Raw genomic sequence first — 12,028 nt, 5'->3', positions numbered from 1 at the left:
TGCTCGGGTGTCCGGGGGATGTAACCGTGCCGGCCCGGCGGGTGTTCCCGGCGGTCGGCGGCTACGGGGGATGTAACCGTGGCGGCCTGGCGGGTGTTCCCGGCGGCTGCCGCACCGGGCCTGGGGGCCGCGGTGATCTGCCAGGTATAACCACCCCGACCGGCCCCCGATTCCACCCTGCGGGTGCCCCCGACCACGGGACGCCCACCCCGATACCGGACACCCACCCCCAGCCGCGCCGATCACGAACCAGACATTCTGCCCTCGCGGGTCTCAACCCGGCCGGGTCCACGATCCGCGCGATCCCCGGGACACTGCCGCCTGCCAACACGCCGAGGCCGCAACCGCCCCGAGGTCAGGACGGCGTTCCGGGCGGGCGAGGCAGCAGGCATTCGAGCCCGATACCTGTGAGGCATAAATATGACTCTGAGGTATCAAGCTCCTTGGTGCGGATGCCGCCCGCGACCGGGCCGGTCTCCCGTCACGGAGACCGGCCGTCGATCGTGCGGTTACCGTTCGGCGGTTACTAGGTTCGCAGCCACCAGACGACGTGATTGTTGGACTCGTCCGGGTCGAGCGTGTCGCCGTGGATGTCGGTCGTGAAGCCCCATGGGATGGCGCACGCGTCCATCCTGAACGAATAGGTGAGCTTGACGCTTTCGCCGCGCTCCAGGCCGCGGTACCCCCCGTTCTCCGCCGGGTCACCCGGGGTGTCCAGCCAGTAGGGCGAGTCGTACGAGCCGTTCGGCAGGAAGGCGCCGCCGCGCCACTCCAGGTAGAACCGGCCCGAGGTGTAGGTGCTGTGGTTGGTGACGGTGAAGGTCACCGACACCTTCATCAGCTTCCCCTCGCAGGGCCCGGACACCGGCGTCGCCACCGGCGTGGCCACGGTCAGGCCCAGGTCAGCCGGACGCACCCGGGGCGGGAACGCCGTCGGCCCGCCGACGTGCGCGAACCACGAGCCGTTCCAGGCGAACGACCGGTCCTGGCGCCGCTGGTCGTCCGGGGCCCGGGTGTCGGCGACGGTGACTGTCACGCCACCCCGCGACCGTGCGGTGACCTTCACGATGGCCGGCGTCGACTGGTCGGTCGCAGCGACCCGGCCGAGGGTGATGATTGTCCCGTGGTCGTCCCGGTCGAATGCCACCACCTGCTCCGCCCCGTACCCGCAGCGCAGCAGGGCGGCGGTCTCCGCCTCCGGGTCGTCGTCCAGGTTGGTCCGGACCATGTCGACGACGCCGACTCGGGCTCCGCTCACCTCGGCCGTGGGTCGTAGCGTGACCCGTCCGCTGGCGCAGGTGACCTCGGGCGAGCCGTTCCACTGCCACTTCGGTACGCCGACCGGCGCGGCGGTCAGCTGAGCGAGGCTGATGGAACGGTCGGGGGGCGCCGAGGTCGTCAGCGCGGCGCTCGGGGTCGAGGTCGGCGTCGGTGTCGGTGTCAGCGACGGGCTCGCGGCCGGCGTGCTCGGCCCCGCGGTCCCGCTCGCGGTGGCGTTCGCGCTCGCCCCGGTCGCGTCGGGCTGCCCGCGTCCGGTCCCCATGAACACCCCGACCGGCAGAATGGTCGCGAGTCCCGCGGTGACGAGCACCGTCGTGACCCGCATTCTGCGTCGTTGGCTCACCGTGTCCCGTACCCCGCCCGGCGCGCGTACAACGGTGCCCGCCTCCGAGGTGAAGTTCGAGAACGCTCGGTCGACGAGTTGCTCGTCGTCGTACTCACTCATCACAGGTCTCCTCTCAGTTGCTCGGCCAGCGCCGCACGTCCGCGGCTCAGCCATGACTTGACGGTTCCTTCGGCCACGCCCTCCTGAACGGCGATCTCGCCGACGGACAGCTGGGCCATGTGGTGCAGCACCACCGCTCGTCGATGCCGGGGCGGCAGCGTGGCGAGCGCCCGGACCAACGCGACCCGGTCGGGGTCCGGTCCGGCCACGACCACCTGGCGCTGTCCGTAGAGGAAGGCGTGGGCCGTCCGCCGCACCCGGAACCGGCTTTTCGCGAGGTTCCACGCCACCCGGCGCACCCAGCTGGTGGGGTCGTCGTAGGCGCCGATCTTCTTCCACCGCACGAAGGCGCGGCAGAAGGCCTCCTGTACCAGGTCCTGCGCCTCGGCCAGATCACCGATGTAGGCGTACAGCTGTAGGGTGAGGCCCTGGAACCTGGCGCGGTAGAACTCGTCGAAGTCGGACGGTTGGGTGCCGTCCGGTGTCAGGACCATCGGTGGGGCCACCATGACATCACGCGCCTCTCTTCCCCGTTTGCGGCTCTGCGCGGCCGTCGGACCACACACGCCCGGGAGTTGACATCGGTTGCGGGCGTCGTCGGCCCGCGTCAGGTTCCCGACAGCTGCGGGTCATCGCAGGCGCGAGTGTGCAACTGCACGACCTGCGGGACGCGGTCTGCGTCTGGGCCAACCGGTACGGTCAGCGGGCCTGGCTGCGGCAGCTCGATCCACCGGCGGACGGGGAGATGGAACGGGCGGTGCTCCGTACGATCGCGCGGCTGGACGGCACGCCGTTCCCGTCCACCGCGCAGTTGGCCTGGCGCTGGGTGCGCGGTCGGGTGCCGGCGTTGCCGCGACCCGGTCGGCCGGCGCCGCCGTCGCCGTCGGCCTCGTTGACGGGTGGGTCGCCGGCCGCGCGGGACCGGGCTCTGGAGACGGCGTACTGCGCCGAGGTGGTGGCGGTGACCTACGAGGCGATGGGGTTGCTGCCCGCCGGCCGGCGTCCGAACTGGTACGACCCGGGGCGGTTCTGGAGCGGGGACGACCTGGGGCTGGCCGCCGACGCGCGGCTGGGTGCGGAGATCGAGGTCCAGGTTCCGCCGCGCTGAGGTTTGACCTGCCCGGTGACCGGCAATTGCTGGGCCGTGAAAGCCTCCACCGATCTCGACGCGCTGACCGACTTCTTCGACCGGTACGGCGTGGCGTTGACCTCCGGCGACCTGCCGGCCATCGCCAGCTGCTACGCCCTGCCCGGGTTGGTGGTGGCCGACACCTACAGCTTTTCGTTCAACTCGCCGGCGGCGGTGGCGCTGTCCTTCGTGGGCGCCGCACCCGACTACCAAGACCGGGAACTGGTGGCGGCGCACGCCCAGATCGAGGACGTGCAGCCGATGTCCGCGCTGCTGACCATGGTGGCGGTGGAGTGGGAATTCCTGGACAGTCGGGGGCAGGCGGTGCCGGGGGAGCGGTACAGCTACCTGCTGCGCACCACCGGTGAGGGGCCGCTCATCTCCACGGTTGTCCGGACGGCCTGACCAACCGGTGCGATCGAGCCGTTTTCCGCTCCGGGTCGGCTGGTCGGCCCGATCCGTACCCGCCCGGTTTCCGGTCTGGCCTGTGCTGGCTACGCTGGCGCGTCGGCGGGGACGAGGGGAGACCTGATGGCGATGCGGCCGGACGGTGCGGAGGGTGTGCGGGCGGCGCGGGTGCTGGCGTCGGTGCCGTGGATCGTGGTGCTGCTCGGCGTCTGCGCGCTGGTGGTGTTGTTGGTGGTCGCGCTGCTGTCGTTCCGTACCCGGGAGCCGGAGCCCATGTCGCAGGCCGGGCCGCCGGTGTTCCTGCCGACCGCGTCGGCCACGCCGACGCCGACTCCGACTCCGACTCCGGCCGGGGCGGAGCCGCGCACGGCGTCGCCGCGACCGACCCGCAGCAGCCGGGCGCCGTCGCCACGGGTCAGCACCAGCTCGCCGGCTCCGGGTCGGACGTCCACCCCGGCGGCGTCGGCGGTGCCGCTCGGTCCGGCCCAGGAGACGGTCACCGCCCGGTACCAGGTCGGAACGGACGGGTGGGACGGGACCGAGGCGGTGCTGTCGGTCACGAACGCGTCGGGTGGGTCGCTGGACTGGCGGGTGGAGCTGTCGTACGACGACGACGTGCGGAAGCTGCGGATCAGCGGCGACTCGGGAGTTTCGGTGTCGGCGCGCGGGGACGGCGAGTTCGTGCTGCGCGGCACCCGTTCCCTGGCCCCGGGTGACAGCCGGACGCTGCGGCTGCGGCTCGGCTGGGGCGACTCGGGGGAGCGACCGGACCGGTGCACGGTCAACGGGGTCGACTGCCAACTCGGTTGACCTGGTGCCCGGCCGGCGGGCCTCCGGTGCCGCCGCCGGAGCTTCCGGGTCCGACCGCCGGTGGCTACGCTGCCCGGACGGCCCCCGTTGAGGGAGGTACATGTCCGGCATGCGTCGCGCCCCGCGACCGTCCCGTGGTCCGGCCGCTGTCGCGTCGTCGCCCTGGATCGTGGTGTTCGCCGGCGTCGTGGTGATGGTGGTCCTGCTCTTCATTGCCCTGGGCGCGTATCGCGGACGTAGTCCGGCGCCGAACGACGCATCGGCGCTGCCGCCGGCGCTGCCAGTTCCGCAGCGTCCGGTCCCGCCCACCGTCACGGCACCGACACCCCCGAGATCGTCGGCGCCGCCGTTGCGGCCCGGGTTGTCCCCGCGCGCGAGTGGGCTGCCCCCGAGCGCGCCGGCCGGGTCGCGACCGCCGACGGCCGGTCGGCCGGGCGGGCCGACGTCGAGCGGGCCGGCGACGCGGCCAACGCAGAGCGCGCCCGCGGTGACTGGCCGATACCGGGTCGTGCAGAGCTTCGACGGGGGTTTCATCGGCGAGGTGCTGATCGTCAACCGGGCCGTCGAGGACCGGGGGTGGACGGTGCGGCTGGACTTCGGCGGTGGGCGGCTGGTGACCACCTGGGTGGAGGGAGTGCCACAGGGGACGGTGCGGCAGACCGACGGCGGCTTCGCGTACGCCAGCGGGGTGGACGTGCCGGCCGGCGACTCGGCGTTGTTGCGGTTCCACCTGGAGCGGGCGTCGACCACGCCGCGGGGGTGCACGGTCGACGGGGTGCGCTGCACCGGATTCTGACCTGGACGGTCGTCGGTGGACGTACGCCTGGTGACGGGTGCTTCCGCAAGGCGACTGCTCTGTTACGACTTTGTTTGCAAGGTATTGCAGATTGTTTCGGCAAGGGTTAGCGTGCGGCCAATCACGACCAGAGGAAGGCCGTCGATGAAACCCCCGCCGACACCGCGCACCGCCCTGCTCGCCCTCGCCTCCCTGCTCACCCTCACGCTCGTCGGCGGCCCGGTCGCGGTGCGTCCAGCCGCCGCGGACCCCCGGCCGTCCGGCACCGACCCCCTCGCTGTCGCAGGCGCCGCCCAGTGGCGCGGCGAGCCCACCGCCGAGGAACTCCTGAAGGCGGGCACCGACACCGCCCGCGCCGAACAGTTCTACTTCGTCCTGCCGGACCGGTTCGCCAACGGCGACCCCCGTAACGACCGGGGTGGCCTTTCCGGTGACCGGCTGCGCACCGGCCTCGACCCGACCGACAAGGGCTTCTACCACGGCGGCGACCTGAAGGGCGTCATCGACAAGCTGGACTACATCCAGGGGATGGGCACCACCGCCATCTGGCTCGCCCCGATCTTCAAGAACCGGCCGGTGCAGGGCTCCGGCGACGACGTCTCGGCCGGCTACCACGGCTACTGGATCACCGACTTCACCCAGGTGGACCCGCACTTCGGCACCAACGAGGAGATGAAGCGGCTGGTCAAGCTCGCCCACCAGCGCGGCATCAAGATCTACCTCGACGTGATCGTCAACCACACCGCCGACGTCATCAAGTACGCCGAGAACCGGTACGCCTACGTGGACAAGGCGACCTCGCCGTACACCGACGCGCAGGGGCGGGCGTTCGAGGACCGTAACTACGCCGACGGCACCCGCGCCTTCCCGCCGGTGAACCAGGCGTCGTTCCCGTACACGCCGACGTTCGCCGAGCCGAAGGACGCCACGGTCAAGATCCCGGCCTGGCTGAACGACGCCACCATGTACCACAGCCGGGGCGACTCCACCTTCGCCGGCGAGAACAGCGAGTACGGCGACTTCTTCGGCCTCGACGACCTGTGGACCGAACGCCCAGAGGTGGTCCAGGGTCTGACCAGGGCGTACGGGGACTGGATCGGCGCGACCGGCGTCGACGGCTTCCGGCTGGACACCGTCAAGCACGTCAACATGGACTTCTGGCCGCAGTTCAGCCAGGGCATCGAGCGGGCCGCCGAGAAGGCCGGCAAGAAGGACTTCTTCATGTTCGGCGAGGTGTACAGCGCCGACCCGGAGATCAGCTCCAGCTACGTCCGGCAGGGTGGTCTGCCGGCGACCCTCGACTTCGCGTTCCAGGAGGCCGCGCGGGGCTACACCGCCGGCGCCGGTTCGGCGAAGGCGCTGGCCGACGTGTACGCCCGCGACGACCTCTACGCCGCCCGGGACACCGACGCGGGCCGGCTCACCACCTTCCTCGGCAACCACGACATGGGCCGGATCGGCTCGTTCATCGCCGGTGGAGGCGCCGTTTCGGCCAGCCACCTGCGCCGCGACCAGCTCGCGCACCAGCTGATGTTCCTCACCCGTGGCCAGCCGGTGATCTACTCCGGCGACGAGCAGGGCTTCACCGGCCCGGGCGGGGACAAGGACGCCCGGCAGGACATGTTCGCCTCGAAGGTCACCGACTACCTCGACGACGACCTGCTCGGCACGGACCGCACCCACGCCAGTGACCAGTTCGACCCCACCCACCCGCTCTACCGGACCATTGCCGAGCTGGGCGGGCTGCGCCAGGCGCACCCCGCGCTGCGCGACGGCGTGCAGGTCACCCGGTACGCCGCCGACGGCCCGGGCGTCTTCGCCGCCTCCCGGATCGCCCCCGCAGACCGCATCGAGTACGTGGTGGCGGTGAACAACGCCGACACCGCGCAGACTGTCACCGTGGACACCTGGTCGGCCGGCGCCACCTTCACCGGCATCTACGGCTCGACCGGTGCCGCCGCCGCGGGCGCCGACGGAAAGCTGACCCTGACCGTGCCGCCGCTGTCGGCGGTGGTGCACCGGGCCAGCACCCCCGTCGCGCGGCCCGCCGGCAAACCGACCATCACCATCACCGCTCCCGCGCCGGACGCGCCGGTGGCCACCCGAGCCGCGGTCACCGCCCAGGTGAGCGGTGACCCGCTGGCCACCGTCACCATGGCGGCCCGGGTCGCCGGCGGTCGGTGGACCCTGTTGGGCACCGCCGACCACGCGCCGTACACCGTGCAGCAAGACCTGACCGGGCTGGCTGGCGGGACGTCGGTGGAGTACAAGGCGGTGGTCCGCGACGGGCGGGGCCGCACCGCGACCGCCCGGTCGACCGCCATCGTGGGCACGCCGCAGCAGGGTGGGTCCCGGGAGTGGGCGGTGGTGCACTACCAGCGCCCCGCCGGTGGGTACGACGACTGGGGCCTGTACGCGTGGGGCGACATCGACCCGGCGTACGTCACCGAGTGGCCCAAGGGGCAGCCGTTCGCCGGGGAGGACTCCTACGGCCGGTTCGCCTGGGTGAAGCTCAAGCCGGGCGCGAAGTCGGTGAGCTTCCTGGTGGTCGACCGGAACGGCACCAAGGACGTCGCCCAGGACCGCAGCGTCGACGTCACGCAGACCGGTGAGGTCTGGCTCAAGCAGGGCGACCCGGCGATCTACCCGACTCGGCAGGCGGCCACCGGTCAACCGGACCCGCCGGTCGAGGAGGGCACCGCGGTGATCCACTACCGGCGGGTCGACGGCAACTACGACGGCTGGGGCCTGCACCTGTGGGACGGCGCGGCCAACCCGACCGAGTGGTCCACACCGCTCACGCCGACCTCCGTCGACGCGTTCGGCGCGGTGTTCCGGGTGCCGCTGGCGGCCGGGGCGACCGGGCTGAACTACATCATCCACCAGGGCGACACCAAGGACCTGCCGGACGACCAGCGGCTCGACTTCGCCAGCGCCGGCCGGGAGGTGTGGCTGCTCGCCGCCACCCCGGGCCGGCTGCTGCCCTCGACCGCGAGCGGCGCCGGCCGGGACACCGATATCGCCAAGCAGAAGGCGCACTGGATCGACCGGTCCACCGTGGCCTGGCAGACCGGCCCGACCGACGGCAGGACGTACGCGCTGGTCACCGCGCCGGCCGGCGGGGTGAGCGTGGCCGACGGGGAGCTGACCGGGACGTACACCACCCTGCCGTTGCGGGCGCAGCGCAACGGGCTGACCGAGGCCCAGCGCGCCGCGTTCCCGCACCTGTGGGCGTACCGCGGCTTCACCCTCGACCGGGGTGACCTGGCTCGGGTGCCGGCGGCGCTGCGTGGGCAGCTGCTGGTCACCGAGCGCGACGCCGAGGGGGCCCTGCTGGCCGCCACCGGCGTGCAGATCCCCGGTGTGCTCGACGACGTGTACGCCCGGGCGACCGACGCCACCCTCGGGCCGACGTTCGCCGGCGGGACGCCGAGCCTGGCGCTCTGGGCGCCGACCGCGCGGACGGTGGCGCTGCAACTGTTCGACTCGCCCACCGCCCAGCCGAGGACGGTGTCGATGCGCCGTGACGACCGCACCGGGGTCTGGTCGGTGCGCGGTAGCCACGCCTGGACCGGGAAGTACTACCGGTACCAGGTGCAGGCGTGGCAGCCGGCGGCGCAGCGGATGGTCACCGCCTCGGTGACCGACCCGTACTCGGTGGCCCTGTCGGCGGATTCGACGCACAGTCAGCTGGTCGACCTGAACGACCCGGCACTGGCCCCGCCGGGCTGGCGGACGCTGCGCAAGCCGGCCGCGGTGCCGGCGGCGAAGGCGCAGGTCTCCGAGCTGTCGGTGCGCGACTTCTCCATTGCCGACGACAGCGTGCCGGCCGAGCGGCGGGCCAGCTTCCTCGCCTTCACCGACCCGAAGACAGCCGGCATGACCCACCTCCGGACGCTCGGCGACGCCGGGGTCACCCACCTGCACCTGCTGCCGGCGTTCGACTTCGCGACCATCCCGGAGAAGCGGGTCGACCAGCGCCAGCCGGCCTGTGACCTGGCGGCCCTGCCGCCGGACTCCGCGGAGCAGCAGAGGTGCGTGGCGGCGGTCGCCGAGGCCGACGGCTACAACTGGGGCTACGACCCGCTGCACTACACGGTGCCGGAGGGCGGCTACGCGGTCGACCCGGCCGGCGCGGCGCGGACCGCCGAGTTCCGCCGGATGGTGGCCGGGGTGAACGGCGTCGGCCTGCGGGTGGTCATGGACGTGGTCTACAACCACACCTCGGCGGCGGGCGTCGACGAGAAGTCGGTGCTCGACCAGATCGTGCCCGGCTACTACCAGCGGCTGCTGGAGGACGGCACGGTGGCCAACTCCACCTGCTGCGCCAACACCGCCCCGGAGCACGCCATGATGGGCAAACTGGTGGTCGACTCGCTGGTCACCTGGGCCAGGCAGTACAAGGTGGACGGCTTCCGGTTCGACCTGATGGGTCACCACCCGAAGGCGAACATCCTGGCCGTACGCAAGGCGCTGGACCGGCTGACCGTCGCCCGCGACGGCGTGGACGGCCGGTCGATCCTGCTCTACGGCGAGGGCTGGAACTTCGGCGAGGTCGCCAACGACGCCCGGTTCGTGCAGGCCACCCAGGCCAACATGGCGGGCACCGGTATCGGCACCTTCAACGACCGGCTGCGCGACGCGGTGCGCGGCGGTGGACCGTTCGACGCCAACCCGCGGGCGCAGGGCTTCGCCTCCGGGCTCTACACCGACCCGAACGGTGATCCGGTCAACGGATCACCGGCCGAGCAGAAAGCCCGGCTGCTGCACGCCCACGACCTGATCAAGGTGGGACTGACCGGCAACCTGCGCGGGTACCGGTTCACCGACTCCGCCGGGCGGCAGGTCACCGGCGCGCAGGTGGACTACAACGGCTCGCCGGCCGGCTACACCGCCGCGCCGGGGGAGGCGGTCACCTACGTCGACGCGCACGACAACGAGATCCTGTACGACGCGTTGGCGTACAAGCTGCCGCAGGCCACCGCAGCGGTGGACCGCGCTCGGATGCAGGTGCTGGCGCTGGGCACGGTGGTGCTGGGCCAGGGCACCGGCTTCGTCACCGCCGGCACCGAGCGGCTGCGGTCGAAGTCGCTGGACCGCAACTCGTACAACTCCGGTGACTGGTTCAACCAGATCCGCTGGGGCTGCGCCAACGGCAACGGGTTCGGCGCCGGCCTGCCGCCGGCGCAGGACAACGAGGACAAGTGGCCGTACGCGAAGCCGCTGCTGGCCGACCCCGCGCTGGTGCCGGACTGCGCGGCGATCACCACCACCGACGCGCGGTACGCCGAGCTGCTGCGCATCCGGGCCTCGTCGCCGGTCTTCGGCCTCGCCTCGGCCGACCAGGTGCAGCGGCGGGTGGCGTTCCCGCTCTCCGGGGAGGCGGAGACGCCCGGCGTGCTGACGATGACGCTGGACGGTCGCGGCCTGGACCCGCGGTGGAAGTCGGTCGCGGTGGTCTTCAACGGCACCCCGGGCGCCGCGTCCCAGCGGCTGCCGGGCCTGCGGGGGGCGGACGTGTCGCTGCACCCCGTGCTGACGACCTCGGCCGACCCGACGCTGCGGACGGCCGCGTTCGATCGGGCCACCGGCACGTTCACCGTGCCCGCTCGCAGCGTGGCGGTCTTCGTCCAGAGATAGGGTCTGTGTCGAAGTCCCTGGCCGGCCTGCGGCGGGCCCAGGCTCGACCGTGGACTTCGACACAGACCCTAGTTCGCAGGGTGCGGCCCCCTGCCACCTCCGGTGGCAGGGGGCCGACCTTTTCCGTCGCTGTTTCCCTGTCGCGTTGCTCAGTTGAAGCAGTCCTCGACGGTGTTGGCGCAGTTGGTGGGGTCGTTGTCGGTGACGGTGGAGTCGTCGTCGAGCTTGACCTTGCCATCGTTGTTGAAGATGCCGCCGGCGATCCCCTTGTCGTGCTTGCCCTTGTCCTTGTCCTCGTTGCCGTTGTCGGCCTTGTTCTTGGTGACCTTGGTGTTGGTCAGGGTCACCTTGCCTTCGTTGTTGTAGATGCCTCCGCCGTTCTTGCCGGCGAAGTTCTCCTTGATCTTGGTGTCACGCAGGACCAGGGTGGCCGCGTCGTCCTCGTGGTCCTTGTGGTTGGACCCGGAGCCCTGCCAAGCGGCCGGGCCGGACATGCCGCCACCATTGTGCTTGTCCTCGAACGGCTCGCCGTTGAAGATGCCGCCGCCGAAGCGGCCGGCGCTGTTCTCGAGGATCTCGCTTTCGGTGACGGTGGCGGTGGCGCGGTTCTCCTCGTCCTTGTCCTTGCCGCCGTTCGACAGGACGGTGTTGCGCTTCTTGTCGTCCTCGCTGCTGACGTTGTAGATGCCGCCGCCGTCCTTGTGGGCCTTGTTCTTCTCGATGTTGCTGTTCTTGACCGTCAGGACGGTGTCGACGGCCGCGATGCCGCCGCCGTTCTCGCCGGCGGTGTTGTTCTTGACGAACGTCCAGCTGACCTCGACGAAGCCGTCGTTGCTGGACAGGCCGCCGCCGTTCTTCTTGGCGGTGTTGCCCTCGATCAGGGTCTTCTCGATCGTGACGGTGCCGGCCTTCTTGTCGTCGTTGTTGTCGTCGTGACGGCCGTCGCTGGTGAGGTTGTCGATGCCGTGCTCGTCCTTCTTCTTGTCCTTGTCGCCGTGGCCGTTGGCGACGCCGCCACCGTCGTTGCCGGCGGTGTTGTTGGTGATGCGGGACTCGCCGCCCTTGCCGTCGCGGGACCCGGAGACCTTGAGGACACCGGCGTTGAAGATGGCGCCGCCGTCCTTTCCGGCGTGGTTGTTGTCGAAGGTGCTGCTCTCGACGTCAAGGCGGCCGAAGTTGGCGACCGCGCCGCCGTTGTTCTCGGCGCTGTTGAGGAAGAACTTGGTGTTCACCAGGTGCGCCTCGCCGCCCCGCTCGACCAGCAGGCCACCACCGTCGCCCTCGTGCTCCTTGTCGTCCTTGCCAGACTCCCAGTCCTTGCCGGACTCCCAGTCCTTCTTGTCCTCGCCGGACTCCTCACCGTGCCAGCCGTTCTCGGCTGGCTTCGTCGCGGTGGCCGCCGGCTTCGCGGTGGCTGCGGGCTCCACGGCCGGGGCGGCTGCGGGCTTCACGGCCGGGGCGGCTGCGGGCTTCACGGCCGGGGCGGCTGCGGGCTTCACGGCCGGGGCGGCTGCGGGCT

The 12,028-nt window shown here is 71.5% G+C and carries 6 protein-coding genes and 2 pseudogenes; 5 read left to right on the top strand and 3 right to left on the bottom strand.

Going from position 1 to position 12,028, the window contains the following annotated elements; translation table 11 throughout:
• Positions 1–526: 526 nt before the first annotated feature.
• Together ACWD5O_RS17935 and ACWD5O_RS17930 are read right to left on the bottom strand one after the other, a co-directional pair.
• Entirely contained in the window at positions 527–1,726 is a 1,200-nt protein-coding gene (locus ACWD5O_RS17935; protein WP_450085980.1) for a hypothetical protein, read from the bottom strand.
• Positions 1,726–2,220: a SigE family RNA polymerase sigma factor gene (locus tag ACWD5O_RS17930; RefSeq protein ID WP_450085979.1), complete on the bottom strand. Its 495-nt coding sequence runs from the start codon at positions 2,218–2,220 to the stop codon at positions 1,726–1,728. Before ACWD5O_RS17930 ends, ACWD5O_RS17935 begins: the two co-directional genes overlap by 1 nt.
• A gap of 152 nt (positions 2,221–2,372) precedes the next feature.
• Between ACWD5O_RS17930 and ACWD5O_RS17925 the strand changes: the two are divergent.
• The 5 genes and pseudogenes from ACWD5O_RS17925 to pulA all read left to right on the top strand — a co-directional run.
• Positions 2,373–2,834: pseudogene (locus ACWD5O_RS17925) on the top strand (hypothetical protein); the annotation flags it as partial.
• Between the two features lie 36 nt (positions 2,835–2,870).
• Positions 2,871–3,260, top strand: a complete 390-nt coding sequence (locus ACWD5O_RS17920; RefSeq protein ID WP_450085988.1) for a hypothetical protein — start codon at positions 2,871–2,873, stop codon at positions 3,258–3,260.
• Between the two features lie 126 nt (positions 3,261–3,386).
• Positions 3,387–4,073, top strand: coding sequence for a hypothetical protein (locus ACWD5O_RS17915; protein ID WP_450085978.1), 687 nt, complete (start codon positions 3,387–3,389; stop codon positions 4,071–4,073).
• A 487-nt stretch (positions 4,074–4,560) separates the two neighbouring features.
• Positions 4,561–4,869, top strand: coding sequence for a cellulose binding domain-containing protein (locus tag ACWD5O_RS17910; RefSeq protein ID WP_450085977.1), 309 nt, complete (start codon positions 4,561–4,563; stop codon positions 4,867–4,869).
• A gap of 144 nt (positions 4,870–5,013) precedes the next feature.
• Positions 5,014–10,509, top strand: a complete 5,496-nt coding sequence (gene pulA, locus ACWD5O_RS17905) for a pullulanase-type alpha-1,6-glucosidase (RefSeq protein ID WP_450085976.1) — start codon at positions 5,014–5,016, stop codon at positions 10,507–10,509.
• A gap of 149 nt (positions 10,510–10,658) precedes the next feature.
• Here the strand turns inward: pulA and ACWD5O_RS17900 are convergent.
• A pseudogene (locus ACWD5O_RS17900) lies at positions 10,659–12,028 on the bottom strand (hypothetical protein); the annotation flags it as partial.

It is taken from the genome of Micromonospora sp. NPDC005161, from assembly GCF_053599855.1.
This window is presented reverse-complemented; position numbering and strand designations above follow the sequence as displayed.

Coding starts and splice junctions, on each gene's coding strand:
- ACWD5O_RS17935 (WP_450085980.1), bottom strand. CDS start 1,726: ATGAGTGAGTACGACGACGAGCAACTCGTCGACCGAGCGTTCTCGAAC.
- ACWD5O_RS17930 (WP_450085979.1), bottom strand. CDS start 2,220: ATGGTCCTGACACCGGACGGCACCCAACCGTCCGACTTCGACGAGTTC.
- ACWD5O_RS17915 (WP_450085978.1), top strand. CDS start 3,387: ATGGCGATGCGGCCGGACGGTGCGGAGGGTGTGCGGGCGGCGCGGGTG.
- pulA (WP_450085976.1), top strand. CDS start 5,014: ATGAAACCCCCGCCGACACCGCGCACCGCCCTGCTCGCCCTCGCCTCC.